The organism is Mycetocola sp. Y719 (assembly GCF_056713205.1).
In genome coordinates, this window is the sequence record NZ_JBWYGY010000002.1 from 421,160 (window position 1) to 447,934 (window position 26,775).

Sequence of the window (26,775 nt, forward strand, 5' to 3'; positions counted from 1 at the left end):
CTAGCGGCCGGGGTGCAATGCCTCCAGAATAAAACCGCAAGGTGTCTCTCTTTGAGGGTTACACCACCAAACGATTCGCTCGATTAGGGTAGCAGCGGCGTTTGGGGGCGGGTCAGGGCATTATTCGGGTTACTGCTCTGACCCGGGGCTTCACAGGGCCGGTTCGACAAGAACCGGCCCTTTCCCTTTGTCTTTTCCTGTATCAGGGCGAGAGCTCGGTGCCGTCGACGGCGGATAGCGACGTGGGTGTCAGCGACGGATGGCGGCGTCGCTGGTCTCCCGCGGGATCTCCAGCCACAACCGGACCGCGTCGCCAGGCTCATCCGGGTCGGTCGACGCGCTCAGCGCAACCAGGGTGACCGCAACGTCGGAGTCGGCCGGGGCGGTCCTGACGATCATCCGGTCCGCCTCTGTGCGGTCCACTGCATCGGCAACCTTGCCGAGGACGACATCGAGCTCGTCCTCGGACATGTGGTCGAGGGTGCCTTCATCGAGCATGCTCACCGCGGTGCCGCGGCGTCTGGCTGCGAGGACGCTGTTCCTGACCCGGTCGTTCAGCAGCCGCCTGCCCCTGATCTCGTCCCGGAGCCCTGCTTCGAGCACACGGCATTCGATCCGCTGTGCCTCGCTGAGCTCTCCGCCGGCGAGGATGATGTCGCGGAGGATGGGAAGTGCGCGCTTGCCGGTCTGCTCGAGACGTGTGCGCCTCTCCTGCTCGTGCGCATCCTGGGCCGCCTGCCACTTCGCGGCCTCCTGCTCGGCCACGGTAAGCGTCTGGGCGTCGTGCCCGACCTTCGCGAGGGACCGAGTGAGGACGCCGGCCACGAAGACCCACATGAGGCTCCCGGTGACGCCGATCTCCATCGACGTGCCGAGCCCGCACCAGACGACCGACTGGACGGTGAGGAAGATGACGCCGATCCAGCCGACGAGTTCCTGCCTGCGCACCACGGTGATGGTCATCAGGGTGCCGATGGCGGAGACGTGCCAGGTCGCGTATCCGTTGTTGACGGATGGGTCGAGCTGGCTGGTGACGAGCAGGGGCACTGACACCGCTGTCGCCAGGCAGAAGGCGGCGAGCCATGGAGGCATCGCCGTCGGGCTGGACGGCCAGAGGGCGATCACTGTCGCGGCCAGGTACAGCACCATGGCCGCGAGGCTCGGCCACGGAGACTCCGCCTGCGGCAGCGTCAGCAAGCCACGGACGACGTGGTAGAACGAGAACGCCGCAGCGAGGGCGATCATGGTGTACCTGTTGAGGGAGATCACGGTGCCGTCACCCCTCCAGTCGTCTCGAGGACGTCCTGCCCTGAGGCCGGGTCGTCGGCCCAGCGGATGCTGATCGTCGTCCCTGCTCCCGGCGAGGAACGGAGGTCGACCGAACCGCCGACGGCGAGAACGCGCTCGATGATCGAGACGCGGAGACCGAGCCGGTCGGCGTCGACGGCCCCGCGGTCGAAGCCGATGCCGTCGTCGCTCACGCACACGTGTACGACCCGGTCGCCGCCGACCTCGACGGTCACGCTGCGGGTGTCCGGTTCGCCTGCGTGCTGCACGCTGTTGGTCATGGCCTGGGCAGCGGCCAGGTAGAGGCTCTCGGCGACGCGGAACGGCACTTCGCGATCGATCGGCCCGATCACGGTGACGTCGAACGGTGCTTCGAGGTGCTCGGCGTGCTGCCGGAGGAGGTCGACGACCCAGCCGACGGTGATCGCCGGCGCCGGTCCTGCCGGCGGGGAGTCGAGCGCGGCGAGGCGGCTGATGGCGTCGCTGGCCATCGCGACGGCCGCACGGGCCTGCTCAGGTGTGGAGGCGCGGTCCGCCGCCTGAAGCGAGGCGAGGACGGTGTCGTGGACGAGCGCGTCCACCTCGATCCGCTCTGCTTCGAGCGCGTGCTGCCTGACCGCCTCGTCATAGCGGGCGAACGCCGCTGAGCGTGCCTCGTCGACGGTTCGCGCCGCGCGGCGGAACATGGTGATGAGCACCATGATGACGAGCCCGATCATCGTGCCGTAGAGCGCATCCTGCACGGCGATGTCGAGGTGGGTGATGTTCCCTTCGCCGTCGATCACCCGGGCCACGCCGTAGACGGCAGGCGTGATCACGATGTACGTGGCCGCCAGCCAGGGCCGGACGGCCTGCGAGATGCAGCCGCAGGCGATCGCACAGAGGTACCAGGTCCACGGTTCGGCCTTGGAATCCGCACCGGCCCCCGCCGTGACGACGGGCCACAGCGCGACGGCGACGAGGTAGGTGACGGCGAAGACGATGTTGGCCACGCGCTGCACGCGGGCATCCACGATGCCGGTGAGGATGACGATGACGAGAAGCCCGAGCAGGGTGAGCAGGTAGACCGTACCGAGCGGTTCTGGCACGACGACGCCGCTCCCGAGTGCGATGCTCAGCGTCTGTGCACCGAAAACCAAGGCCATCAGGCTGATCGACCTGGCGATCAGCCGTTCGATCCTGGCGACGCTGAACCTGGGCTGCGTGTGCGCGGCATCGCGCGCGACGCGGTCGAGGTTGTCGAGGACAGGACCACGCGGGATCGGCGAGAAGATCGCGCCGGACCGCGGCTGGTTAGTCATCGCCCGTGCCGGGGTTGAGTTCGGGAAGGATGCCGTCTTCGACGGCGCGGCGCAGCAGGTCGACCTTGGTCGGTGCTGGGCGCCCGATCTCGACGTACTTCCCGCGGATACGGTCGAGGTATTCCTTCACCGTCGATGGCGCGATGCCGAGTTGGACGGCGACGTCCTTCATCGGGAGACCTGACGCGTACAGGTGCAGGACGTCGCGTTCGCGACGGCCGAGCTGGGCCCGACTGAAGTCGCCGTCCGCGTCGATCGCACTCGCCCATTCCAGATTGTTCAGCGCCTCACCGCTGGCGACGGTCTCGATGGCGGCCACGACGGCATCCGTCGGCGCGCTCTTCGGGATGACACCTGCTGCACCTGCGGCGAGCGCCTCACGGACCGAGGCGACCCTGTCGGCGATGCTGTGGATGAGGACGGCAGACCCTGAGCCGTGGACGGCCCGCACGTTGTCGGTGATGTTGCTGCCGTCGCCGAGGTTGAGGTCGAGCACGACGACGTCACACGGAACGCCGCCCGCTTCGGTGACGAACTCCTGCACAGTCGAGACGCTGTGCGCCACGGTGTGCCCCGCAGACTCGCAGACGGCCGTCAGGCCCATCCGGACGGACTCATGATCATCGATAACCGCTATGCGCACCACAGTGCCCATCGTAGGCGCTGCACGGACGGTTTCGGTCGTCGCGACGCGATCATCGGGTCAACAACGCGATCGACTCGATGTGGTGCGTGTGCGGGAACAGGTCGAACGCACGGATGCTCCTGAGTTGGTAGCCCTCAGCGGCGAGGAGCCCGATGTCACGAGACAGGGCGACGGGGTCGCAGGCGACGTAGACCAGTTGGGCCGGGCCGAGCTCGGCCAGGCTGGCCACGACCTCCTTGCCTGCGCCTGAGCGCGGCGGGTCGAGGACGACGGTCCCAGCGGCGAGTCTCGAGCGCTCAGCGGCGCTGGACTGCGCCACGAGGCCCCTCAGGTAGGAGTCGACCCGGGCGGTGATGCTCTGTGCCCCGACCCAGTCGGAGAGGTTCTCGGCGGCGTGGTCGGTCGCGCGGACCGACGACTCGACGCTCGTGATCCTCGTCGTGCTGCCGAACTTGTCGCCGATGGCCGCCGCGAGGAGGCCGACGCCGCCGTACAGGTCGAGGTTGGCTGCCCGGGGGTCGAAGAGTGCTTCGTCGACGGTGGACTGCACGAGCGAGGTCAAGAGCTCGGCCGCAGAGCGGTGGACCTGCCAGAACCCGCCCTCGTCGAGGAAGAAGTCGCGGTCGCCGACCCGCTCGATGATGGTCTGCTCACGCCTGTTCGCCGGGCTCACGCCCTTCTTCACCGGCTCACGGACGACGATCCTGGCGCTGTTCGTGCTGCTCGGCGAGATGATGTCCACGGATTCGGCACCGCGGAAGCGCTGGTCGAGCGGGGCGGCGGATGCCACCTCGTCTGTGGCGAGCGGAAGGTCGCCGACCTTGATCACCTTGTGGCTGCGGGCGGCGTACGGGCCGACGTTGCCGTCCTCGTCGACGTGCAGGCTGACCCGGGTCCGCCAGGCCAGGCCGTCGCGGTCGTCGTCACCTGGCGCGGCCTCGACCACGACGCCGCTCTCGACTCCGGCGAACCGCTGCAGCGAGTCGGCGAGCACCTGGCGCTTGAGTTCACGCTGGTGCGACAGCTCGATGTGCCCGAACTCGGCGCCGCCTGCCCGGTCGGCGGGGGCGACGTCGATGGACGACGACGCCCAGACATGGGACTGCCGGTGCGGCGAGGCATCCAGGACTTCGATGGTCTCGGCACGCCAGAAACTCTTTTTCGAACTCTCCGTGATCCTCGCCCTGACGCGCTCCCCCGGCAGGGTGTCCGCCACGAAGACCACGCGGCCGTCGAGCCGCGAAACGAAGACACCGCCGTGGGCTACGTTGGTTATCTCGAGCTCGACATCTGCTGGGGTGTTGGATTGCGCATTCACCCTTGAATCGTCCCACGGATGTGCGCCGCTCGCTCGCGCCTGTCGTGCCGGCCGGCACCGCCGAAGGGACCGAAGTTGCAGCTCTACCTCGCCTCCACCTCTCCCGCCCGCCTCATGCTGCTGCGCCAGAGCGGGATCGAACCGGTGATCGTGCCGTCGCACGTGGATGAGGACGCCGCCGTTGCGGCGGCCGAATCCGCTGCCGGTTCCGCGCTCAGCCCTGAGGACACTGTCGCCCTGCTGGCTCAGGCGAAGGCGGAGTCGGTGTGGCGAGACCTCGACGGCGCGGACGGCCTGATCCTCGGCGGCGACTCCGTGTTCGTGGTCGACGGAGTGATCTACGGCAAGCCGCATACCGCTGAGGCCGCGCGCGACCGCTGGCAGACGCAACGCGGGAGGACGGGACGCCTCTACTCGGGGCACTGGCTGATCGAACACCGTGCGGACGGCAGCGCAGGGGGTGCCGTCGGCGCTGTCGCATGGGCGGATGTCACGTTCGCCGGCGACATCACCGATGCCGAGCTCGACGCGTACATCGCCACGGGCGAACCGCTGCAGGTGGCAGGGGCGTTCACCATCGACAGCCTCGGCGCCCCGTTCATCGAGCACATCTCCGGCGACCCATCGACGGTGGTCGGGCTGTCGCTCCCCACCCTCCGCACACTCGTCAGGCAACTCGGATTCGAGTGGACCGCACTGTGGAACCGCGGCGGCGCGTTGTAGGCATCCGCAGTGCTTCTCCGGGCATTTCTGTGGGCACCGACCAAAAACCTCGCGGCTGTGGGCAATAGGCTAGGGAACTGTGTCGCGTATATCCAAGGTCCTCATTGCCAATCGGGGCGAAATAGCCGTCCGAGTGATCCGCGCAGCGCGCGACAGCGGGATCGGCTCGGTCGCCGTCTACGCCGACCAGGACCGTGACGCCATGCACGCGAAGCTGGCCGACGAAGCGTACGCGCTCGACGGCTCGACGAGCGCTGACACCTACCTCGTCATCGACAAGATCCTGTCGATCGCCCGCCGCTCAGGCGCAGACGCCATCCACCCCGGCTACGGCTTCCTCGCCGAGAACGCCGACTTCGCCCGTGCCGTGATCGCGTCGGGGCTGATCTGGATCGGACCGTCGCCAGAAGCGATCGAGAAGCTCGGCGACAAGGTCTCAGCACGCCACGTGGCCCAGAAGGTCGGAGCCCCGCTCGCCCCTGGCACTCTCAACCCCGTCTCAGGAGCCGAAGAAGTGCTCGCGTTCGTCGATGAGCACGGCCTTCCCGTCGCCATCAAGGCGGCATTCGGTGGCGGGGGCCGCGGCCTCAAGATCGCCCGCGAACGTGACGAGGTCGCCGAGGCGTTCGACTCGGCCACCAGGGAGGCCATCGCCGCCTTCGGTCGCGGCGAGTGCTTCGTGGAGAAGTACCTCGACCAGCCGCGCCACGTCGAGACGCAGTGCCTGGCAGACGTCGACGGGAATGTCGTCGTGGTCTCCACGCGCGACTGCTCCCTGCAGCGCAGACACCAGAAGCTCGTCGAGGAGGCGCCCGCGCCGTTCCTGACCGACGAACAGAACGACCTGCTGTACAGCGCCTCGAAGGCGATCCTCAAAGAGGTCGGCTACGTCGGCGCAGGGACCTGCGAGTTCCTCATCGGCAAGGACGGCACCGTCTCCTTCCTCGAGGTCAACACCCGGCTGCAGGTCGAACACCCGGTCTCAGAGGAGATCACCGGGCTCGACCTCGTGCGCGAACAGTTCAGGCTCGCCGAGGGCGGCATCCTCGACTATGAAGACCCCATCCCGCAGGGCCACTCGATCGAGTTCCGCATCAACGGTGAAGACCCGGGTCGCGGCTTTCTCCCCCAGCCGGGACCGATCCACGTGTTCAAGACTTTCGGCGGTCCAGGCATCCGCCTCGACTCCGGCGTCACCGCCGGCGACGAGATCTCTGGTGCGTTCGATTCGCTGCTCGGCAAGATCATCGTCACCGGCGCGGACCGCGAGCAGGCGCTCGAGCGCTCCCGCCGTGCCCTCGACGAGTTCGAGGTCTCCGGCCTTCCCACCGTGATCCCGTTCCACCGCAAGATCGTGCGCGACCCTGCCTTCACCGCTGAGAACGGCGTGTTCGGCATCTACACGCGCTGGATCGAGACCGAGTTCGACAACGACATCGAGCCCTGGGACGGCGAGTTCGACGGCCCGAAGGCATCGACCACACGGCACAGCGTCGTCGTCGAGGTCGAAGGCAAGCGCATCGAAGTGAGCCTCCCCACGAGTCTCATCCCCGGCGTCGGCGGTACGGGACGCGCGCTCGCCCCCGCTCCGAAACGGCACGGCGGATCGGGAACGGTCAGCTCGGCGACGGGCGACGCAGTCGCATCGCCGATGCAGGCCACGATCGTGAAGCTCGCTGTGATCGACGGCCAGGAAGTCGTCAAGGGCGACCTCGTGGTCGTGCTCGAGGCGATGAAGATGGAACAGCCCATCACCGCCCACAAGGACGGCACCATCGGCAACGTGAACGCCGACGTCGGCGCGACCGTGTCGAGCGGGCACCAGCTGCTGACGATCACCTCGGCGTAGCCGGCGCCCCATCACGTTCGGTCGGCGGATGCCGGCGGTCGCGCTCATCTGTCACCAACGGCGGTGACGCGACCCGTTCGGCGCGCTTCGTGACACATGAAACCGACACCGGCGTTCATCCGAACAGCGCTGTGGGCGGTCATCCGTCGCATATGCCGGTTCCTGGACCCACGGGTCGACAGTTGCGACGGACGAACCCCCAGCGACATACGGCCGCCACGGCAGACGCGACGTCAGTTGACGATGTGCATCGCTTTCGCGGCATCCGTGATGCTGCCGGTCAGCGACGGGTACACGGCGAACGCTCGCGCGATCTCGTCGACGTTGAGCCGGTGCTCGACGGCGATCGCGAGGGGGAAGATGAGCTCGCTGGCCTTCGGCGCCACGATGACGCCTCCGATGACCGTGCCGGAGCCGGTGCGGGCGAAGAGCTTGACGAAGCCATCCTTGATGCCGAGCATCTTGGCCCGCGGGTTCGACTTGAGCGGCAGTTTGTAGATCACGCCCTGGGCGATGCCGTCCTCGATCTGCTTCTGGGTCCAGCCGACCGTGGCGATCTCCGGCTGGGTGAAGATGTTCGCCGCGACGTTGCGCAGCTCGGTGGGGTTCACGGCGTCGCCCATGGCGTGGAAGATCGCTGAGCGTCCCTGCATCGACGCGACGGATGCCAGCGGCATGAAGGTCGTGCAGTCGCCGGCGGCGTAGATGTTGGGGATCGACGTGCGGGCGACACGGTTGACCCGGATGTGACCGGACTCTGTCATCTGCACGCCGGCCTCTTCCAGCCCGATGCCTGCCGTGTTCGGAATGGCGCCGACGGCCATGAGGCAGTGGCTTCCTTCGACGGTCCTGCCGTCGGAGAGCGTGGCGACGACGCCGTTCTCTGTGCGCACGACGCTCGACGCTCGCGACTTCGAGAGCACGGTCATGCCCTGCCGTTTGAAGACCTTCTCGATCACCGCTGCGGCGTCGGCGTCCTCCCCAGGCAGGACCTGGTCGCGGCTGGAAATAAGGGTGACTTCAGAGCCGAGCGCCCGGTAGGCGGAGGCGAACTCGGCGCCGGTGACGCCGGAACCGACGACGATGAGGTGCTCGGGGCAGGCCTTGAGGTTGTAGAGCTGGGTCCAGCTGAGGATGCGTTCGCCGTCCGGCATGGCCGACGGGAGCTGGCGGGGGCTGCCGCCGACGGAGACGACGATGGTGTCTGCCTCGACGCGGTCGAAGTCTGTTCCGCGGCCACCTGCTTCGGTCGACACGATGACGGCGTCGCGGCCGTCGAGTCGGCCGTCGCCGTTGACGATCCTCACACCGGCCTGCTCGAGGTTGGAGCGCATGTCCTCGGACTGCTGGCGGGCAAGGCCGAGCAGCCGCTTGTTGACGGCGGCGAGGTTGACGGTGACCTCAGGCTTGACCGGCTTCCCGTCTGCACTCCGGGCGAAGAACTGGACGCCGAGCTCGCTGGCGCCGCGGACGGCGTTGGTGGCTTCGGCGGTGGCGATGAGGGTCTTCGACGGCACGACGTCGGTGATGACGGCTGCTCCACCGACACCGGTGCGCTCGATGAGCGTGACGTCGGCGCCGAGCTGTGCGCCCGCGAGGGCGGCCTCATAGCCGCCGGGGCCACCTCCGAGTACAGCGATCCGTTGTTTGCGCTCGAACTCGTAGGTCATTGCTCCATTGTCGCAGCCCGGAACACCGTCACCAAAACGCGGACGGTCGGCAGATCCGCATGAGCGCGCGGATCCGGGACAACAGCGTCGCGTCGTGCTCAGATGTTGCCCGTCGCAGGCATCCGTTCGAATTCCCGTCCCCGCAGCTGCGCGGCAAATATGATGGGGGAATGTCAGACGCTCCAGGAAACCCGCTCGACGATCGTTCCGCCGATCCCTTCGCCATCGCGCAGCGCGCTGCCGCCCAGATCGCCGAGAAGACCGGCGTCGAACGCCACGAGATCGCCCTCACCCTCGGTTCAGGCTGGGGCAAGGCCGCTGAGCTGATCGGTGAGACGACGGCAACGATCCCCGCACACGAGATCGAGGGATTCTCCCGCCCGGCCCTCGAGGGTCACGTCGGCACGCTCCGGTCCGTGCTCCTGCCGAGCGGTAAGCGCGCCCTCGTCATCGGCGCACGCACCCACTACTACGAAGGCCACGGCGTGCGCAGGGTCGTGCACAGCGTGCGGACCGCTGCGGCCGCTGGCGCCACGACGATGATCCTCACCAACGGTGCTGGCGGCATCAAGGAGACCTGGGCTCCTGGCACCCCTGTCCTGATCAGCGACCACATCAACCTCACCGCCGATTCACCGCTCGAGGGCGCGACCTTCATCGACCTCACCGACCTGTACTCGTCCCGCCTGCGGGCGCTGGCCCACAGCATCGACGCCACCCTCGATGAGGGTGTGTACTGCCAGTTCCGCGGGCCGCACTACGAGACCCCGGCCGAGGTGCAGATGGCGAAGACGATCGGAGGCCACATCGTCGGCATGTCGACCGCGCTCGAGGCGATCGCCGCGCGGCAGGCGGGCATGGAGGTCCTCGGCCTCTCACTCATCACCAACCTCGCGGCGGGCATCCAGTCGACGCCGCTGAGCCACCAGGAGGTCCTCGAGGCCGGCCGCGACGCCGAACCGGTGATCAGCGCGCTCCTGGCCCGGATCGTGGCAGCACTGTGATGAACGACGCCGGAGCCGGCCACATCCTCACCGTGGCCCAGGCCTGGCTGGACCAGGACCCGGACCCGGAGACCAGGGACGAACTCGGAACACTCATCCGGGATGCCCAGGGCGGCAGTGAACCGGCCCTCGACGAATTGCACAGCCGGTTCGACACCCGCCTCGAGTTCGGGACCGCAGGGCTCCGCGGTCGTATCGAAGCGGGATCCGCCCGGATGAACCGCGTGCTCGTCTCGCAGGCCGCCGCCGGTCTCGCCGCGTTCCTGCTCGAGCGCGAGCCTGGGGTCACGCCCAGTGTCGTCATCGGCTACGACGGCCGGAGGAACTCGCGGGTCTTCGCGACGGACACCGCCGAGATCATGGCGGGCGCCGGCATCCGCGCGATCCTGCTTCCCCGCCTGCTTCCGACACCTGTGCTCGCCTTCGCGGTCCGCCACCTCGACGCCTCCGCCGGCGTGATGGTCACCGCGAGTCACAACCCGCCCGCAGACAACGGATACAAGGTGTACCTCGGCGGCGCCGACCAGGGTTCCCAGATCGTGTCCCCCGCCGACGCAGAGATCGAGGCCCACATCTCGCGCGTGGCCACCTCGGGCAACGTCCTCGAACTGGCCAGGAGCACCGAATACGCCACGGCGGGCGACGACGTCGTCGACGCATACGTCGACGCGACGGTGGCGAGCATCCCGGTTGAACCGGTCGAGCTCAACGTGGTCTACACGGCCATGCACGGTGTCGGCTGGGAGACGTTCTCCCGCGTCGCCACGAAGGCCGGTCTCACCCTCCCGCACTCGGTGCGCGAGCAGCAGGAACCAGACCCGGACTTCCCGACCGTGGCGTTCCCCAACCCGGAAGAGCCAGGCGCGCTCGACCTCTCGTACGCTCTCGCACGTGAGACCGGCGCCGAGCTCATCGTCGCCAACGACCCCGACGCCGACCGGCTCTCGATCGCGGTCCCTGACGCGTCGCATCCGGAGGGGTACCGGCAGCTCTCCGGCAACGAGGTCGGTGCCATCCTCGGCTGGCGCGCAGCCGTCCTCAACGCCGAACAGCCGAAGCCCGGCGGCGTGCTCGCCTGCTCGATCGTGTCTTCCCCGGCCCTCGCCGCCGTCGCCAGGGAGTACGAGCTGGACTTCGTCGAGACGCTCACCGGTTTCAAGTGGGTCTCCCGTGTGCCGAACCTGATCTTCGGCTACGAGGAGGCACTCGGCTACCTCGTCAATCCGGGGACTGTCCGCGACAAGGACGGCATCTCCGCAGCCATCGACTTCCTCGCCATGACCTGCTTCTTCAAGGCGCAGAACATCACCATCGAGCGCGTGCTCGAGGCGTTCGCAGAGAAGTTCGGCTACTTCGCCAGCGACCAGCTCTCGCTGCGGGTCACCGACCTGTACGACATCGCGGCGATCATGGCCCACCTGAGGGCGGAGCCGCTCGAGAGCCTCGGCGGTATCGCCGTCTCCGGCATCGACGACCTGCGCGACGGGTCCGGTGACCTTCCTCCGACGGATGCTCTCCGGTTCCGGCTCGAGGACGGCTCACGCGTGATGGCGCGGCCGAGCGGCACCGAACCGAAGATCAAGTTCTATCTGGACGTGCACCGCCCGATCGAGCAGCGGGGCGAGGCCTCGGATGTCCTCGCTGCCGTCAAGGCCGAGTTGCAGGAGATCGCTGCGACGGCGACCGCCTGACACCCGGCGACGTGAGGCGTCAACCCAGGGCGCGCTCGAGCTTTTCGGTGATCTCTTCGAGGTCGAAGTAATTGTTGATGACGACGATGTCGGCGAAGGTCTTGCCGATCTTGTCGACCAGCTCGGGCGACGTCAGGATGACCTGCGCGTCAGCAGCGGCGGCGGCGAGGCCCGCGACGTCGGACGCCGTCACGTCCGCTTCGATCTCGAGTCGCTGGAGCACACGTTCGGCGTTGACCTTGAGGATGCCGGATGTTCCGACACCGGCACCGCAGATGGCGACGATTTTCATGGGGTCTCCCGGCTCGTTGCTGACTATTCAGTCGCGTTGAGCACGCGGCGGACGTCGTCAGGGGTTGCGGCTGATGCGACGGCCGGGATCGCCTCCCGGTCGTTGAAGACGTTGGCGAGGTCCGCCACGGAGGTCACGTGCGACTCCGGGGTGGTGACGGCGAGTCCGAGGACGACGCTCACCGGGTCGTTGTGCGGGTGCCCGAAGGCGACGGGTTCGGCGAGTGTGACGACGGAGAGCCCCTCACGCGTCACGTCGGCGCCCGGCCGCGCGTGTGCGAGCGCCAGGCCCGGTGCGATCACGATGTACGCGCCGAACTCGTCGATGACCTGGATCATCCGCTCGGTGTATGCGTCCTGGGTCGCCCCGCTTCGCACGAGTGCGGCGCCGGCGAGCCGGACCGCTTCACGCCAGTCCGACGCGGTCGCGCCGAGCTCGATGGCGGAATCCGGAAGAGGGGGCAGGGACATCGTGGTCTCACTTCGAAGGGTGGGGGTGGTCAACCGGCTTCAGCGTATCGGCTCCATGTTCTCCCCCGATCGCCGCGCAGGTCAGGGGCGGTAACTCTCGGCATCCTCGAAGCCTGCCGAAATGATCTCGGCGAGTTCCTCCCGGTCCTCCAGGGGCAGGAACGCGGCACTCGCCGCATTCTGCTGGAACACCTCGAGGTCGTCGATGTCATAGGCGAATGCATCCGCGAGCAGGCTGAGTTCGCGGGTCAGCGACGTGCCGCTCATCGTGCGGTTGTCGACGTTGACCGTGGTCTTGAATCCGAGCTGGTAGAGCAGGTCGAACGGGTGGTCGACGAGGTCGGTTCCCCACGCCGCGATCGCCCCGGTCTGCAGGTTCGACGACGGGCTCAGCTCGAGGGCGATCTCGCGGTCCTTCACCCACTGGGCCACAGGACCGAGGGAGACGTATGTGCCCTCGTCGTCGCTGCGTTCGACGGTGATGTCCTCGGCGATGCGCACGCCGTGTCCGAGGCGCAGGGCCCGGCCGTCGAAGAGCGCGCTCTTGATCGAGTCGACGCCGTCGGCCTCGCCGGCGTGGACGGTGACCGGGAAGTATTCCTGGGCGAGGAAGTCGAAGGCGACGCGGTGACGGCTGGCCGGGAAGCCGGCTTCGGCGCCGGCGATGTCGAAGCCGACGACGCCGTTCCCGCGGTGGCGGACGGCCAGCTCGGCAATCTCGAGCCCACGGTCGGCGTGCCTCATCGCGGTGACCAGCTGCCCGACCTGGATGCCGCGGCCGGCGCGTTCGGCGTCTTCCATTCCCTGGTCGATGCCTTCCTGCACGGCTTCGACGACCTGGTCGAGGCTGAGGCCACGGGCCAGGTGCTGCTCGGGCGCCCAGCGGACTTCACCGTAGATGACGCCGTCGGCCGCGAGGTCTTGCACGAACTCGCGGGCAACGCGGGCGAGTCCTTCCTCGGTCTGCATGACGGCCGTGGTGAGGTCGAACGTCTTGAGATAGTCGACCAGGTTTCCGGCATCGCACTGGGCGAGGAACCAGGCGGCGAGCCGTCCGGCATCCGGCTCTGGGACGTCGACGCCGACGGCATCCGCGAGTTCGATGATGGTCTGTGGGCGCACGCCTCCGTCGAGGTGATCGTGCAGCGAGATCTTCGGCAGAGCGGCGATGTCGACGCCGTTGGGAAGCTGGTACTGGTTCTCAGAAGTCACCCGCCAAGACTACCGCTCAGCCCCGTGCCGCGCACTGGTCGGGGCATCCGTTCGCGCCCGTCGCGATCTAGGCTTGGGCAATGCCGACTCCCATCCTGCTCGACTGCGATCCCGGCCACGACGACGCGATCGCCCTGCTGCTCGCCCACGGAAATCCTGACATCGAACTGCTCGGCGTCACCACGGTGATGGGCAACCAGACGCTCGAGAAGGTGACCAGGAACGCGCTCTCGGTCGCCCGTGTCGCCGGGATCACCGGCATCCCGTTCGCTGCTGGATGCGCCCGCCCGCTGGTTCGCGAGCTGAGGACGGCCCCGTCGATCCACGGTGAGTCGGGGCTCGACGGGCCGGTGCTGCCCGAACCGGTGCTCGAGCTCGATCAGCGTCACGCCGTCGACCTCATCATCGACACGATCATGGAACGCCCTGCAGGCACTGTCACGCTGGTGCCGACGGGCGCGCTGACGAACATCGCCCTTGCAGCCAGGAAGGAGCCGCGGATCGTCGGCCGGGTGAAGGAGGTCGTCCTGATGGGCGGCGGGTACAGCACCGGGAACTGGTCGGCCGTGGCGGAGTTCAACATCGTCATCGACCCCGAAGCTGCGCACGTCGTCTTCAACGAGAGCTGGCCGCTGACCATGGTCGGACTCGACGTCACCCATCAGGCGCTGGCAACCCAGGACGTCGTCGAGCGCATCGCTGCGATCGGCACCGCTCCGGCCCGCTTCGTCGGTGAACTGCTGGATTTCTTCGCCGAGACCTACCGCGAGGTGCAGGGCTTCGACGCTCCCCCTGTGCACGACGCGTGCGCTGTGGCGTACGTGATCGACCCGTCGGTGCTGCAGGTGCGCCGGGTGCCCCTCGATGTCGAACTCTCGGGATCGCTCACGCTCGGTATGACGGTGGCGGACTTCCGTGCTCCTGCGCCGGCTGACTGCACCACCCAGGTCGCGGTCGGGCTCGACGTGGAGCGGTTCTGGGATCTCGTGGTCGACGCGCTGGTGCGCGTGGGCGACCCGGCGTAGCGACTGATGCTGCGGGCGGGCGTTCATCCGTCGCAAATGTCGAGAACACCGCCGCAAACCGCTTCATGGTGACGGATGAACGGGACGGTACGCGTGCCTACTGGATGCGGGCGCGCACCAGCGGCTCGGGCGTGAACGCGGTACCGGGCGCCGCGATCTCGTACGCGCCCTCGATCGCCTCGAGCGCCCGCGGGAAACGACCTGCATCGTCGGCCGAAAGGGTGAACAGCGGTTGACCAGCGCGCACGGTGTCGCCGGGCTTCGCATGCAGATCGACACCTGAAGCGTGGAGCACCGGGTCCTGCGCGCGCGCACGGCCGGCACCGAGGCGCCACGCGGCGATGCCGAACGGCAACGCCTCCTGTCGCACCAGCACCCCGTCGGCGTCAGCCGTCACCGTGTGGGTTTCGCGCGCGACCGGAAGTTCGGCATCCGGGTCGCCACCCTGCGCCTGGATCGACCGGCGCCAGGTGTCCATGGCACGTCCATCCGCGAGGGCTTCCTCGACGTCGGCGTCCGGCAGCCCGGCCAGGGTGAGCATCTCCCGCGCGAGCGCGACAGTGAGTTCCACGATGTCGGAAGGTCCGCCACCGGCGAGCACTTCCACCGACTCGCGCACCTCGTTGGCGTTGCCGATCGCGAGGCCGAGCGGCACACTCATGTTCGTGAGCAGCGCTGAGGTCTTCACCCCGGCATCCTGCCCGAGCGACACCATGGTGCGTGCGAGCTCTTCGGCCTTGGCATAGTCCTTCATGAACGCGCCCGAGCCGAACTTCACGTCGAGCACCAGCGCACTCGTGCCCTCGGCGATCTTCTTCGACATGATCGATGACGCGATGAGCGGGATCGCCTCGACCGTTCCGGTGATGTCGCGCAGCGCGTACAGACGTTTGTCCGCCGGAGCCAGCCCTGCGCCCGCTGCGCAGATCACACCGCCGACGTCACGGAGGATGTCGAACATCTCCTCGTTGGAGAGGTCGGCGCGCCAGCCGGGGATCGACTCGAGCTTGTCGAGGGTTCCACCGGTGTGCCCGAGACCGCGGCCGGAGAGCTGAGGGACGGCCACACCGAAGGATGCCACGAGCGGCATGAGCGGGAGGGTGATCTTGTCGCCGACACCGCCGGTGGAGTGCTTGTCGACGGTGGTCTTGCCGAGGGTGGAGAAGTCCATGGTCTCGCCGGAGGCGATCATGGCAAGCGTCATGTCGCGGATCTCGCGACGGCTCATCCCGTTGAGCAGGATGGCCATGGCCATCGCCGCCATCTGCTCGTTTCCCACGTATTCGCGCGTGTACGCGTCGATCAGCCAGTTGACCTCGTCGGTCGACAGCTCGCCCTTGTCGCGCTTGGTGCGGATGAGGTCGACGGCGTCGAACGGTTCGAGTGCGGCGTCAGATGCGGTCATCGCTGGGTACCCCTGCGTATTCGTTGAGCGTGCGGGGGCCGAAGGCGTCCGGGAGGACCTCGTCGATGGTGCGGATGCCTGACACGGTCTCGAGGAGCATCCCAGGCACCGCGTGCTCGAAGAGCAGCTGACGGCAGCGGCCGCACGGCATGAGCGTGTTGCCCTCGCCGTCGACACACGTGAACGCGACGAGCTGCCCGCCCCCTGACATGTGCAGGGCTGAGACGAGGGCGCACTCGGCGCACAGGGTCAGGCCGTAGCTGGCGTTCTCGACGTTGCACCCGGCGATGATCCGTCCGTCGGTGACGATCGCGGCCGCCCCGACGGGGAACTTCGAGTACGGCACGTATGCCTTCGCCATGGCATCCGTCGCCGCTTCTCGCAGCGCGCCCCAGTCGATTGAATCACCCATCACACTCGCCCCTTATGACTTGATGTACGGTTTGCCGGATGCCGCAGGGCCGCGGACGTATCCGACGAGCCCGGCGACCGCGAAGATGGTCACGACGTACGGCAGCATCAGCAGGAACTCGCTCGGAACACCGGAACCGATGGCACCGAGGACGTTCTGCAGGTTCGTCGCGAAGCCGAACAGAAGCGCGGCAAGGGTCGCCCGGATCGGATCCCACCGGCCGAAGATGACCGCGGCGAGTGCGATGAACCCGGCACCGGCCGTCATCTCCTTGGTGAAGCCTCCGACGGAACCCAGCGTGAAGTACGCACCGCCGAACCCGGCGATCGCGCCGGCGAGGGCGACGTTCCAGAACCGGGTGGGGTTGACCCTGATGCCGACCGTGTCAGCGGCCTGGGGGTGCTCGCCGACCGAGCGGAGCCGCAGGCCCCACTTGGTGTGGAACAGCGCCCACCAGACCACGAAGACCGCGACGTACATGAAGTAGATGATGACGGTCTGGTTGAACAGCACGGGCCCGATGATGGGGATCTCGCTGAGGATCGGGATGCTGATCCTCGGGAAACGGGGCGGCGAGTTGAACAGCGGGGTGTTGCTCGTCAGCACCGTCGAATAGAGGAAGCTCGTCAGCCCGGCGACGAGTACGTTGAGCACGACACCCACGATGACCTGGTCGACGACGTACTTGATCGAGAAGACGGCGAGCAGGAAGCTCACGAGCACACCGGCGACCATCGCGGCGACGAGGCCCACCCAGGGGTTGCCGGTCAGCGATGCGACGAACGCCGAGAGGAACGCCCCGGCGAGGAGTTGGCCCTCGATCGCGACGTTCACCACACCGACACGTTCGGAGATCACGCCGCCGAGCGATCCGAAGATCAGCGGTGCGCTGAGCGCGACGGTTCCGAGCAGCAGCCCGGTGATCGGAATGGTCTCGCCTGCTGCGGCCCAGGTGAGGAACCCCCACATGAACGCGATGGCGAAGAGAATCGTCAGCCACAACGGGATGCGCTTCGCCTGGCTGGCCAGCCAGGTCGCGTACGCGGTGATGGCGATGAGGATGACGACCACGATGATGCAGGTGACCCGGGTCGGGTTGTCGATGGGCGGCAGCTGGATGACATCAGATTCGTTGGAGAGACGGAACCGGCTGATGCCGTCCCGTCCGTTGACGACGAAGAGGATGATCGCGATCAGGGAGAAGATCGCGTACGCGATCGGCGCCTTCCAACTCTTGATCGTTGCCGATTCGAGGCTGGCAGAGATGGACTCGGATGCGGTCGTGGTGGTGGTCACTTCGCCTCCACCTCCTTCGAGACGCTCGGCAGCGCTCTGCGGGTTCGGCCCTGCTTCGGCAGGAAGAACACGGCACGGATGAGCGGCGGCGCTGCGATGAAGAGGACGATGAGCGACTGCACGACGGTGACGATGTCGATCGGGATGCCTTCGGCCGCCTGCATGGCGAACCCACCGGCCTTGAACGCACCGAACAGGACTCCCGCGGCGAAGATGCCCCACGGTTTGCTCCGGCCGAGCAGGGCGACGGTGATGGCGTCGAAGCCGATGCCGGCGTCGATGCCGGCGGAGAAGCCGGTGGTCACCGTTCCGAGCACCTGCATCACCCCGGCGAGGCCGACGAGGCCACCGGAGATGAGCATCGCGTAGACGTAGGTGTTCTTCACGTTGATACCGGCGACGCGGGCGGCGTTCGGGTTCTCACCGACGGCCCTGAACTGGAAGCCGAGGCTCGACCGGTTGAGCAGCCACCACGCGTAGATCGTCGCAGCGATGACGAGCAGGAAGCCGAGGTGGAGGTTGTACCGGGGTCCGAGGATGTCAGGCAGAATCGCCGTCTCCATCATCGGCGGCGACTTCGGGTTGACCGAATCCGGCGCCTGCAGGAGGCCAGGGGTCCGCAGCATCCAGGAGATGAGGTAGAACGCCACGTAGTTCAGCATGATCGTCAGGATGACCTCGTGGGCGCCTGTGCGGGCCTTGAGCAGCCCGACGATGCCACCCCACAGGGCACCGCCGATGATTCCGGCGATGAGGGCGACGACGAGGTGGACCCCCCACGGGAGTTCGAAGGAGAAACCGACCCACCCGGCGCACGCGGCGGCGATGAGCATCTGTCCTCGACCACCGATGTTGAACAGTCCGACGCGGAAGGCGATGCCGATACCGAGCGCAGCGGCGATCAGCGGCGTCGCGAAGGTGAGGGTCTCCGTCAGCGGTTTGATGGCGTCGAGGAAGTTGTCGCGACGGAAGTTGAAGATCGCGCCCTGGAACAACGCGCCGTACGCTCCGGACACCGCATTCCAGATGGCGGCGAGCGTGTCACCAGGGGCTGCGAAGAAGTATCCGGATGCCGTCTGGACGTCTTCGTTGGTGACCGCGATCAGGACAGCGCCGATCAGCAGGGCGAAGATCACCGCGAGGACCGAGATGATCAGGTTGCCGTTGAGGATGTCGGAGATGATCTGGTTGCTGCGAGGCACCTCCTCCTGGTCGGGTGCCCGCTTCGGCTCGTTGCCCGACGGAGCCGTCGTCGCCGTCGTGTCGCTCACGCGGCGGCTCCGCTCGGGTGCTCGCCGGCCATCATGAGTCCGAGGACGTCCCTGGGGGTGTCCCCCGGAACGATTCCGACGATAGATCCTCTGTACATCACTGCAATCCTGTCTGCGAGCGCGACGACTTCATCGAGCTCTGTGGAGACGACGACGACGGGGATTCCTGCATCCCGCGTCGCGACCATCCTCTTGTGAACGAATTCGATCGAGCCGACGTCGATTCCCCGTGTGGGTTGCGACGCGACGAACAGCTTGAGCTCACGGCTCAGTTCCCGTGCGAGCACGACCTTCTGCTGGTTGCCCCCGGAGAGCCGCCCGGCGCGGGTGCTGATCGATTCGGCCCGGATGTCGAACTCGTCCTTCTTCTCCTGCGCGAACTCGGCGAGGTAGCCGAGCTGCAGGTTGCCGTTTCGGACGAAGGGCGGCCGGTCCGAGCGGTCGAGCATGAGGTTCTCGGCGATGGTGAACTCGCCGACGAGGCCGTCCTCGGTGCGGTCCTCTGGAACGAAGCCGACCCCGGCGTTGAGGATCTTACGCACGCTGAGTCCGGTGAGCGGTTCGCCGTTGAGGCTGATCTCACCCGAGACGCGTGGCTGAAGGCCCATGATCGCCTCGGTGAGCTCCGTCTGGCCGTTGCCCTGGACGCCGGCGATGGCGAGGATCTCGCCTTCGCGAACTTCGAAACTGACGTTGTTGACGACCTTCAGCCCGAGCGGGTCGACGACGTCGAGGTTCTTGACGATGAGACTGGCTGCGCCGGGGACCGCCACCTCTTTGTGGACGGTGAGCTCGACGGCGCGACCGACCATGAGTGCGGCCAGTTCCGAATTGGATGCCGTCGGGGATGCCTCCCCCACGACCTTGCCGAGGCGGATGACCGTGATCCGGTCGGCGACTTCCCTCACCTCGCGCAGTTTGTGGGTGATGAAGACGATGGAGGTTCCGTCCTCCTTGAGCTGGCGCATGATGGCCATGAGCTCGTCGGTCTCTTGCGGGGTGAGCACGGCGGTCGGCTCGTCGAAGACGAGGACGCGGGCGTCGCGGGAGAGCGCCTTGATGATCTCGACGCGCTGCTGCACGCCGACCGGAAGGTCGCCGACGAGGGCATCAGGGTCGACGTGGAATCCGAACCTCGCGGAAATCTCGCGCACCTTTGCGCGAGCAGCATCGAGGTCGAGCTTGCCGGCGAAGCCCGTCTGCTCGTGTCCGAGCATGACGTTCTCGGCGACCGTGAAGACGGGAATGAGCATGAAGTGCTGGTGCACCATGCCGATGCCTGCACGCATGGCGTCGCCCGGTCCCGCGAAGTGCTGGACGACGTCGTCGAGCAGGACGTCACCTTCCTCGGCCTGGTAGAGGCCGTAGAGGACGTTCATCAGGGTGGACTTGCCTGCACCGTTCTCGCCGAGCAGGCAGTGGATCTCGCCGGGCTGGATGGTCAGGTCGATGTGGTCGTTGGCAACCAGCGCACCGAATCGTTTGGTGATGCCGCGAAGTTCGAGCTTCATGGGTGAATCCTACGTTCCAACAGTTCGGGGAGACCAGCCGTAGCCGGTCTCCCCGAATCTGTTTACGGGTTGACGTCGAGAGGTGTTACTCGGCCGCAGGCGACGACGGCGAGGTGACCTCGATGGATCCGTCGATGATGCCGGCCTTGATCTCGTCGAGTTCAGCCTGCAGGGTGTCGTTGACCTTGTCCTCGAAGTCGTGGAACGGAGCGATTCCGACACCGTCGTTCTCGAGCGTGCCCACGTACGGGGTGGCGTCGAAGTCACCCTCGCCAGCAGCGATGACGACGTCGTAGACGCCGGACTTCATCTGCTTGAGGATGGAGGTCAGGAACAGCTCCTGGCCCGAATCTGCCGTCTCGTACAGGTCGGCGTCGACACCGATCATGGCGATTTCCTTGCCGGAGTCCGCGATGGCCTCGATGGCGCTGAGGAAGATCGGTCCACCGACCGGGAGGAGCACGTCTGCGTCCTGTCCGATGAGCGTCGTTGCGAGCTGCTTGGCGGTGTCGTTGGCTTCGAAGCCACCGGTGAATGAACCGGTCTGGCCTGCGACATCCCAGCCGACGACCTTGACAGCGGCATCCTTCTGCTCGTTGTAGTACGCGACGCCGTCAGCGAACCCGTCCATGAAGATGGTGACGGTCGGGAACTGCATGCCACCGAAGGTTCCGACGACACCGGTCGTCGAGAAGTCAGCAGCGGCGTAGCCGGCCAGGAACGCGGCCTGGGCCGTGTCGTAGATGATCGGCTTGACGTTGTCTGCCTCGATCGAGCTGTCGTCGAGCATGATGAAGTTGACGTCGGGGTTCTCTTCAGCTGCCGCTGCTGTTGCGTCAGCAAGCGCGAAGCCGATGGTCGCGATCAGGTCGCAGCCCTGGTCGACGAGGCTGGTGATGTTCGGTGCGTAGTCGTCCTCGGTGTCTGACTCCACTTCCTTCATCTCCACGCCGAGCTCTTCAGCGGCCTGGACCATGCCCTCGTAGCTGGACTGGTTGAAGGACTTGTCATCGAACCCACCAGCGTCTGAGACGATGCATGGGAGGAAGTCGGGAGCTGCCTCTGTGGGATCTCCGTTGCTGGCTGGAGCCTGTCCACAGCCGGCAAGCAGGGCGATGACGCCTGCAGTGGCAAGGCCGGCGAAAGCGACCTTACGGGTATTGATTGTCAATGTGACCTCCAGGATGCAGCCCTGCGGGACTCGCGAGGGCGGGTATGGGCATACGTTACCGAATGTTACGAAGGCCACGACGCTGTGGATGACTCTCGAAACAGAAGCGTTACATAGCTGTTCGACGCGAGCCTAGAGGGAAGCATCGCGTTACATCAGGCGTCCGCTCTCATGAGCATCGCTCAGAAGCGCGTCTGCTCGGATGAGCACGATGGTCCGCATGAGAGCACCCCGGGCGTTCGAGCGGCGTGCCATGATCGACTCATGAATGAGCGACTGATGCTCCTCGACACCGCTTCGCTGTACTTCCGCGCATTTCACGGCCTGCCTGACACGCTGAAGTCGCCCGACGGCACGCCGATCAACGCCGTTCGCGGACTCTGCGATTTCATCGCCAGGCTGGTCACCGACTATGAGCCGACGCACCTCATCGCCTGCTGGGATGACGACTGGCGCCCCCAGTGGCGGGTCGACCTCATCCCCAGCTATAAGCAGCACCGGGTGGAACGGGTCATGGCGGACGGACCGGACATCGAGGAGACCCCTGACCTCCTCGTGGCGCAGATCCCCCTCATCCGCCGGATGCTCACCGCGTTCGGCGTCACCGTGGTCGGCGCCGCGCACCACGAGGCGGACGACGTGATCGGCAGTTTCGCCTCCCAATCGAGCATCCCTGTGGACGTCGTCACAGGCGACCGTGATCTCTTCCAGCTCATCGACGACGACAGCGGCGTCCGCGTCATCTATACCGCCAGGGGAATGAGCAAGCTCGAGGTCCTGACCGAGAGCGTCGTCCTCGAGAAGTACGGGGTGACGGCCGCCCAGTACGCCGATTTCGCCGCGCTTCGGGGTGACACCTCTGACGGGCTCCCCGGCGTCGCCGGCATCGGCGACAAGACGGCCGCGAGTCTGCTCGGGACGTTCGGGACCCTCGACGCCATCATCTCCGCGGCGTCGGATCCGGATGCCGAGATGTCCCAGGCATTCCGCGCGAAGATCCGGGGCGCCGCCGACTACCTCGCCGTCGCCCCGACGGTGGTCGAGGTCGTCCGCACCCTCGACCTTCCGCAGACCGACACGCAGATCCGCCCGTTGTCCTCCGATGCGCTTGGCGAGGCCCGCCGGCTGTCCGCGGACCTCGGGCTCGGCGGAGCCGCCGATCGCGCCCTCCGTGCGCTCGGCAACGACGTGTGACCCGCCGTCGAGCCCTAGAGGACGTCGTCCCTGCCGGAGAGCTTGAGTGCGTCGACGACGCTCTTCACCCGCTGCGCGTTGGCGCTCGTCGTCACGAGCAGCGCATCGGGGGTGTCGACCACGACGATGTCCTTCACGCCGATCAGGCTGATCACGCGGTTGCTCTGGCTGACCACGATGCCGCTCGAGGCATCGGATAGCACGCGGGCGTTCTCGCCGAGAATGGCGAGGTCGGTTTTGCGACCACCGGAGTTCAGTTTGGCGAGGGACGCGAAGTCCCCGACGTCGTCCCAGTCGAAGTGGCCGGGAACGACGGCCAGCCTGCCAGCAGCAGCAGCGGGTTCGGCGACTGAGTAGTCGATGGCGATCTTGGTGAGAGTCGGCCAGATCCTGTCGACAGCGGGGCCGCGCTTCGCCGGGTCGTCCCACACGGATGCCAGTTCGACGAGCCCGTCGTGGAGGTCCGGCTGATTGCGCCGCAGCTCCTGGAGGAGGACGTCCGCCCTGCTGATGAACATGCCTGCGTTCCAGAGGTGCGTTCCCCCTGACACGTACTTCTTGGCGGTCACGAGGTTCGGCTTCTCGACGAACGAGTCGACGAGCAAAGCCGAGTCCGCTCCCGTCACCGCGAGCGGAGAACCGCAGTGGATGTAGCCGAAGCCGATGGCCGGCTCGGTGGGCTGGATCCCGATCGCCGTGATGTACCCGGCGTCTGCCACCGCGACCGCCTGGGTCACCGCGGCCCTGAACAGCCGGTCGCCGCGGATCACGTGGTCGGCAGCGAACGAGCCGATGATGACATCCGGTTCGCGATTCACGAGAATGGCGGCGGCCAGTCCGATCGCCGCCGATGAGTCACGCGGGTCGCTCTCGAGCACGACGTTGTGGTCGGCGAGGTCCGGCAACTGCGACTCGACGGCCGCCCGGTGGGCCCTGCCGGTCACGACCATGATCCGCTGTTCGCCCGAGAGGGGGGCGAGTCGGTCCCAGGTGGCCCTGAGCAGTGTGCTGCCGGACCCGGTGAGGTCGTGCAGGAATTTCGGCGCGTCCGCCCTGGACAGCGGCCAGAGCCGGGATCCGATGCCGCCGGCGGGGATCACGCTGTAGAAGCGTTCGAGAGGACTGGTCATGCCCCTCAGAGTACCGGCAGGGCCGGTCGGGAACGGGAAACGGAGCAGGTCTCTCGACGTCAAGATACTTAGGCTGTCCTTACCGGCGGGCAGGCGGTTCGGGCCCGTAGACTGAACAAACGCGCCGTTTGTGACGCACGATCGCTGCGACCGGCGGTCGAGAACGCTTCAAGCAGGGAGGGCCGTTCGTTGTCAGTGAAGACTGCAAGGACACCACCGTTGGACTCCACGACCTCCCCTCGCCCAGCCGGGACGCTGTACCGGGGCCGCGAGGGAATGTGGTCCTGGGTATTGCACCGCATCACCGGTGTCGCCATTTTCTTCTTTCTCCTGGTGCACATCCTCGACACGGCACTGGTCCGGGTCTCGCCGGAGGCGTACAACGCCGTGATCGGCACCTACCAGACGCCGATCATGGGCCTCGGTGAGGTCGCACTCGTCGGCGCCATCGTCTTCCACGCCTTCAACGGCCTGCGGATCATCCTCATCGACTTCTGGTCGAAGGGCACCCGCTACCAGAAGGCCATGTTCTACATCGTGATCGCCCTCTGGGTCATCACGATGATCGCTTTCGTGCCACGGCACCTCATCAACGTCTTCAGCCACTAGGAGGGGAAGCACCATGTCTGCAACTCTCGACACTCCCCGCAGCCCCGTTCGCCCCGCTCGCAAGAAGGGCGTGAACTGGGAGAAGTGGGGCTGGATCTACATGCGCGTCTCCGGCGTCGTCCTCGTCGTGCTGATCTTCGGCCACCTGTTCGTGAACCTCGTCGTCGGTGAAGGCGTGAAGGCCATCGACTTCGCCTTCGTGGGCGGAAAGTGGTCTGACCCGTTCTGGAAGGTGTGGGACGTCACGATGCTGTGGCTCGCCCTCATCCACGGCGGCAACGGCATGCGTACCCTGGTCAACGACTACGCCAGGGGACCGAAACTCAGGCTGGCGCTCAAGGCGGCGATCTTCGCGGCCGTCGCGATCCTCATCATCCTCGGCACCCTCGTCGTCTTCACCTTCGACCCGTGCCCGGCCGGACAGCCCGCCGACCTCCTCCCCTCGTTCTGCGCTGCGTAACGACCAACTGAATATTTTGGAAGCATCTGTGACTGTAGAAAACGACTCCACGATCATCGACGGAGTTCACTACCACCAGTTCGACATCGTGATCGTTGGGGCAGGAGGCGCAGGGATGCGCGCGGCCATCGAGGCCGGACCCGGCGCGAAGACCGCGGTGATCTCGAAGCTGTACCCGACCCGCTCCCACACCGGCGCGGCCCAGGGCGGCATGGCCGCAGCCCTCGCCAACGTCGAAGAGGACAGCTGGGAGTGGCACACCTTCGACACCGTCAAGGGCGGCGACTACCTCGTCGACCAGGATGCGGCCGAGATCCTCGCCAAGGAAGCCATCGACGCGGTCATCGACCTCGAGAACATGGGCCTTCCGTTCAACCGGACACCTGAGGGCAAGATCGACCAGCGACGGTTCGGCGGTCACACCTCCGACCACGGCAAGGCCCCCGTCCGCCGCGCCTGCTACGCGGCCGACCGCACCGGCCACATGATCCTCCAGACGCTGTTCCAGAACTGCGTGCGCCTCGGCATCAACTTCTTCAACGAGTTCTACGTGCTCGACGTGGTCATGAGCGTGGTCGACGGTGTCGAACAGCCGGCGGGCGTCGTCGCATACGAGCTGTCGACCGGTGAGCTCCACGTCTTCCACTCGAAGGCGATCATCTTCGCCACCGGCGGCTTCGGCAAGATCTACAAGACGACCTCGAACGCGCACACCCTCACCGGTGACGGCGTCGGCATCATCTGGCGCAAGAAGCTCCCCCTCGAGGACATGGAGTTCTTCCAGTTCCACCCGACCGGCCTGGCCGGTCTCGGCATCCTGCTCACCGAAGGCGCCCGCGGCGAGGGAGCGATCCTCCGCAACGCCAGCGGCGAGCGGTTCATGGAGCGCTACGCCCCCACGATCAAGGACCTCGCGCCTCGAGACATCGTCGCCCGCTGCATGGTCAAGGAGGTCGCCGAGGGACGCGGTGCCGGCCCGAACAAGGACTACGTCTACCTCGACTGCACCCACCTCGGCGCCGAGGTCCTCGAGACCAAGCTGCCTGACATCACCGAGTTCGCCCGAACCTACCTCGGTGTCGACCCGGTGACGGAGCCGGTCCCCGTGATGCCGACGGCGCATTACGCGATGGGTGGCATCCCCACCAACGTCAACGCCGAGGTCCTCCGCGACAACACGACGGTGGTGCCCGGGCTCTATGCCGCAGGCGAGTGCGCATGCGTCTCCGTCCACGGTTCCAACCGTCTCGGTACCAACTCCCTGCTGGACATCAACGTGTTCGGCAAACGCGCAGGCAACAACGCCGTCAAATACGTGCAGACCGCCGAGTTCCTCCCGCTGCCCGAGGACCCGGCCAGGGAGGTCCGCGAAGCGATCGAAGGCATCCGGTCGAACACCGGGACCGAGCGCATCGCCGTTCTCCGTCGTGAGCTCCAGGAACAGATGGACATGAAGGCCCAGGTCTTCCGTACGGACGAGTCCCTCGCAGAGGTCACCGAGACCATCCACCTGCTGCGGGACCGCTACCGGAACATCTCGGTGCAGGACAAGGGCCGCCGGTACAACACAGACCTGCTCGAGGCCGTCGAGCTCGGGTTCCTGCTCGACCTCGCCGAGGTCGTCGTCTACTCCGCCCGTAACCGCAAGGAAAGCCGCGGTGGTCACATGCGTGACGACTTCCCCGACCGCGATGACGAGAACTACATGAAGCACACGATGGCGTACCTGACCGGAGACGCGCAGTCCTCTGACGCCGCCGATCACATCCGCCTGGACTGGAAGCCCGTCGTGATGACCCGCTACCAGCCGATGGAGAGGAAGTACTGA

General features: G+C 66.7%; 24 protein-coding genes. 9 read left to right on the top strand and 15 right to left on the bottom strand.

Translation table 11 applies throughout. The features are described from left to right. Positions 1-249 precede the first annotated feature (249 nt). From AC1M0F_RS08360 to AC1M0F_RS08375, 4 genes are read right to left on the bottom strand one after another with little or no spacing between them, the layout of a single operon-like run. Entirely contained in the window at positions 250-1,269 is a 1,020-nt protein-coding gene (locus AC1M0F_RS08360) for a hypothetical protein (protein ID WP_480237766.1), read from the bottom strand. Continuing rightward, positions 1,266-2,588 carry a sensor histidine kinase gene (locus AC1M0F_RS08365; RefSeq protein WP_480237767.1) on the bottom strand — a complete coding sequence of 441 codons (1,323 nt, stop codon included), beginning with the start codon at positions 2,586-2,588 and terminating at the stop codon, positions 1,266-1,268. The genes AC1M0F_RS08360 and AC1M0F_RS08365 overlap by 4 nt, the downstream gene beginning before the upstream one ends. Then, a complete protein-coding gene (locus tag AC1M0F_RS08370; RefSeq protein ID WP_480237768.1) occupies positions 2,581-3,234 on the bottom strand; it encodes a response regulator in 654 nt (217 codons plus the stop codon). The genes AC1M0F_RS08365 and AC1M0F_RS08370 overlap by 8 nt, the downstream gene beginning before the upstream one ends. A gap of 49 nt (positions 3,235-3,283) precedes the next feature. Further along, positions 3,284-4,552: a class I SAM-dependent RNA methyltransferase gene (locus AC1M0F_RS08375; protein WP_480237769.1), complete on the bottom strand. Its 1,269-nt coding sequence runs from the start codon at positions 4,550-4,552 to the stop codon at positions 3,284-3,286. Between the two features lie 75 nt (positions 4,553-4,627). On the opposite strand from AC1M0F_RS08375, the gene AC1M0F_RS08380 reads away from it, so the two are divergent. Continuing rightward, positions 4,628-5,275 carry a Maf family protein gene (locus AC1M0F_RS08380; protein WP_480237770.1) on the top strand — a complete coding sequence of 216 codons (648 nt, stop codon included), beginning with the start codon at positions 4,628-4,630 and terminating at the stop codon, positions 5,273-5,275. 79 nt (positions 5,276-5,354) lie between these two features. Beyond that, the gene (locus AC1M0F_RS08385; RefSeq protein ID WP_480237771.1) at positions 5,355-7,124 is read left to right on the top strand and encodes an acetyl/propionyl/methylcrotonyl-CoA carboxylase subunit alpha; all 1,770 of its coding nucleotides are present in this window, start codon (positions 5,355-5,357) and stop codon (positions 7,122-7,124) included. A 233-nt stretch (positions 7,125-7,357) separates the two neighbouring features. Here the strand turns inward: AC1M0F_RS08385 and AC1M0F_RS08390 are convergent, their stop codons facing one another. Further along, positions 7,358-8,794, bottom strand: a complete 1,437-nt coding sequence (locus AC1M0F_RS08390; RefSeq protein WP_480237772.1) for an NAD(P)H-quinone dehydrogenase — start codon at positions 8,792-8,794, stop codon at positions 7,358-7,360. A gap of 170 nt (positions 8,795-8,964) precedes the next feature. On the opposite strand from AC1M0F_RS08390, the gene AC1M0F_RS08395 reads away from it, so the two are divergent. Beyond that, the gene (locus AC1M0F_RS08395; protein WP_480237773.1) at positions 8,965-9,798 is read left to right on the top strand and encodes a purine-nucleoside phosphorylase; all 834 of its coding nucleotides are present in this window, start codon (positions 8,965-8,967) and stop codon (positions 9,796-9,798) included. Further along, the gene (locus tag AC1M0F_RS08400; RefSeq protein ID WP_480237774.1) at positions 9,798-11,489 is read left to right on the top strand and encodes a phospho-sugar mutase; all 1,692 of its coding nucleotides are present in this window, start codon (positions 9,798-9,800) and stop codon (positions 11,487-11,489) included. Before AC1M0F_RS08395 ends, AC1M0F_RS08400 begins: the two co-directional genes overlap by 1 nt. A gap of 19 nt (positions 11,490-11,508) precedes the next feature. Here the strand turns inward: AC1M0F_RS08400 and AC1M0F_RS08405 are convergent, their stop codons facing one another. The 3 genes from AC1M0F_RS08405 to AC1M0F_RS08415 all read right to left on the bottom strand — a co-directional run bounded on the left by AC1M0F_RS08405 (position 11,509) and on the right by AC1M0F_RS08415 (position 13,463). Then, positions 11,509-11,781: a PTS sugar transporter subunit IIB gene (locus AC1M0F_RS08405; RefSeq protein WP_480237775.1), complete on the bottom strand. Its 273-nt coding sequence runs from the start codon at positions 11,779-11,781 to the stop codon at positions 11,509-11,511. Between the two features lie 23 nt (positions 11,782-11,804). After that, a complete protein-coding gene (locus AC1M0F_RS08410; protein WP_480238438.1) occupies positions 11,805-12,251 on the bottom strand; it encodes a PTS sugar transporter subunit IIA in 447 nt (148 codons plus the stop codon). A gap of 81 nt (positions 12,252-12,332) precedes the next feature. Next, positions 12,333-13,463, bottom strand: coding sequence for an adenosine deaminase (locus AC1M0F_RS08415; protein ID WP_480237776.1), 1,131 nt, complete (start codon positions 13,461-13,463; stop codon positions 12,333-12,335). An 80-nt stretch (positions 13,464-13,543) separates the two neighbouring features. On the opposite strand from AC1M0F_RS08415, the gene uriH reads away from it, so the two are divergent. Next, positions 13,544-14,488 carry a uridine-preferring nucleoside hydrolase UriH gene (gene uriH, locus AC1M0F_RS08420; RefSeq protein WP_480237777.1) on the top strand — a complete coding sequence of 315 codons (945 nt, stop codon included), beginning with the start codon at positions 13,544-13,546 and terminating at the stop codon, positions 14,486-14,488. 97 nt (positions 14,489-14,585) lie between these two features. Here uriH and AC1M0F_RS08425 read toward each other — a convergent pair whose 3' ends face one another. The 6 genes from AC1M0F_RS08425 to AC1M0F_RS08450 all read right to left on the bottom strand — a co-directional run bounded on the left by AC1M0F_RS08425 (position 14,586) and on the right by AC1M0F_RS08450 (position 21,554). Next, positions 14,586-15,893, bottom strand: coding sequence for a thymidine phosphorylase (locus AC1M0F_RS08425; protein ID WP_480237778.1), 1,308 nt, complete (start codon positions 15,891-15,893; stop codon positions 14,586-14,588). Next, positions 15,880-16,305, bottom strand: coding sequence for a cytidine deaminase (locus AC1M0F_RS08430; RefSeq protein ID WP_480237779.1), 426 nt, complete (start codon positions 16,303-16,305; stop codon positions 15,880-15,882). The genes AC1M0F_RS08425 and AC1M0F_RS08430 overlap by 14 nt, the downstream gene beginning before the upstream one ends. Positions 16,306-16,317: 12 nt before the next feature. After that, positions 16,318-17,601 carry an ABC transporter permease gene (locus AC1M0F_RS08435; protein ID WP_480237780.1) on the bottom strand — a complete coding sequence of 428 codons (1,284 nt, stop codon included), beginning with the start codon at positions 17,599-17,601 and terminating at the stop codon, positions 16,318-16,320. Then, positions 17,598-18,872, bottom strand: coding sequence for an ABC transporter permease (locus tag AC1M0F_RS08440; RefSeq protein WP_480237781.1), 1,275 nt, complete (start codon positions 18,870-18,872; stop codon positions 17,598-17,600). The genes AC1M0F_RS08435 and AC1M0F_RS08440 overlap by 4 nt, the downstream gene beginning before the upstream one ends. Beyond that, the gene (locus tag AC1M0F_RS08445) at positions 18,869-20,383 is read right to left on the bottom strand and encodes an ABC transporter ATP-binding protein (protein ID WP_480237782.1); all 1,515 of its coding nucleotides are present in this window, start codon (positions 20,381-20,383) and stop codon (positions 18,869-18,871) included. Before AC1M0F_RS08445 ends, AC1M0F_RS08440 begins: the two co-directional genes overlap by 4 nt. Positions 20,384-20,468: 85 nt before the next feature. Then, on the bottom strand, positions 20,469-21,554 hold the full coding sequence (locus AC1M0F_RS08450) for a BMP family lipoprotein (RefSeq protein WP_480237783.1): 1,086 nt from the start codon (positions 21,552-21,554) through the stop codon (positions 20,469-20,471). A 264-nt stretch (positions 21,555-21,818) separates the two neighbouring features. Here AC1M0F_RS08450 and AC1M0F_RS08455 point away from each other — a divergent pair, with 264 nt between their 5' ends. Beyond that, the gene (locus AC1M0F_RS08455) at positions 21,819-22,748 is read left to right on the top strand and encodes a 5'-3' exonuclease (protein ID WP_480237784.1); all 930 of its coding nucleotides are present in this window, start codon (positions 21,819-21,821) and stop codon (positions 22,746-22,748) included. 14 nt (positions 22,749-22,762) lie between these two features. On the opposite strand, the gene AC1M0F_RS08460 is transcribed toward AC1M0F_RS08455, so the two are convergent. Next, positions 22,763-23,878: a mannose-1-phosphate guanylyltransferase gene (locus tag AC1M0F_RS08460; protein ID WP_480237785.1), complete on the bottom strand. Its 1,116-nt coding sequence runs from the start codon at positions 23,876-23,878 to the stop codon at positions 22,763-22,765. Positions 23,879-24,067: 189 nt separating this feature from the next. Between AC1M0F_RS08460 and sdhC the strand changes: the two genes are divergently transcribed. Genes sdhC through sdhA form a run of 3 tightly spaced genes read left to right on the top strand, consistent with a single transcriptional unit; the run spans position 24,068 to position 26,775 of the window. Beyond that, on the top strand, positions 24,068-24,487 hold the full coding sequence (gene sdhC, locus AC1M0F_RS08465; protein ID WP_480237786.1) for a succinate dehydrogenase, cytochrome b556 subunit: 420 nt from the start codon (positions 24,068-24,070) through the stop codon (positions 24,485-24,487). A gap of 13 nt (positions 24,488-24,500) precedes the next feature. Further along, positions 24,501-24,947, top strand: a complete 447-nt coding sequence (locus AC1M0F_RS08470) for a succinate dehydrogenase hydrophobic membrane anchor subunit (RefSeq protein WP_480237787.1) — start codon at positions 24,501-24,503, stop codon at positions 24,945-24,947. 28 nt (positions 24,948-24,975) lie between these two features. Beyond that, on the top strand, positions 24,976-26,775 hold the full coding sequence (gene sdhA / locus AC1M0F_RS08475) for a succinate dehydrogenase flavoprotein subunit (protein ID WP_480237788.1): 1,800 nt from the start codon (positions 24,976-24,978) through the stop codon (positions 26,773-26,775).

Coding starts and splice junctions, on each gene's coding strand:
- AC1M0F_RS08365 (WP_480237767.1), bottom strand. CDS start 2,588: ATGACTAACCAGCCGCGGTCCGGCGCGATCTTCTCGCCGATCCCGCGT.
- AC1M0F_RS08390 (WP_480237772.1), bottom strand. CDS start 8,794: ATGACCTACGAGTTCGAGCGCAAACAACGGATCGCTGTACTCGGAGGT.
- AC1M0F_RS08395 (WP_480237773.1), top strand. CDS start 8,965: ATGTCAGACGCTCCAGGAAACCCGCTCGACGATCGTTCCGCCGATCCC.
- AC1M0F_RS08400 (WP_480237774.1), top strand. CDS start 9,798: ATGAACGACGCCGGAGCCGGCCACATCCTCACCGTGGCCCAGGCCTGG.
- AC1M0F_RS08405 (WP_480237775.1), bottom strand. CDS start 11,781: ATGAAAATCGTCGCCATCTGCGGTGCCGGTGTCGGAACATCCGGCATC.
- AC1M0F_RS08410 (WP_480238438.1), bottom strand. CDS start 12,251: ATGTCCCTGCCCCCTCTTCCGGATTCCGCCATCGAGCTCGGCGCGACC.
- uriH (WP_480237777.1), top strand. CDS start 13,544: ATGCCGACTCCCATCCTGCTCGACTGCGATCCCGGCCACGACGACGCG.
- AC1M0F_RS08425 (WP_480237778.1), bottom strand. CDS start 15,893: ATGACCGCATCTGACGCCGCACTCGAACCGTTCGACGCCGTCGACCTC.
- AC1M0F_RS08430 (WP_480237779.1), bottom strand. CDS start 16,305: ATGGGTGATTCAATCGACTGGGGCGCGCTGCGAGAAGCGGCGACGGAT.
- AC1M0F_RS08445 (WP_480237782.1), bottom strand. CDS start 20,383: ATGAAGCTCGAACTTCGCGGCATCACCAAACGATTCGGTGCGCTGGTT.
- AC1M0F_RS08455 (WP_480237784.1), top strand. CDS start 21,819: ATGAATGAGCGACTGATGCTCCTCGACACCGCTTCGCTGTACTTCCGC.
- AC1M0F_RS08460 (WP_480237785.1), bottom strand. CDS start 23,878: ATGACCAGTCCTCTCGAACGCTTCTACAGCGTGATCCCCGCCGGCGGC.
- AC1M0F_RS08470 (WP_480237787.1), top strand. CDS start 24,501: ATGTCTGCAACTCTCGACACTCCCCGCAGCCCCGTTCGCCCCGCTCGC.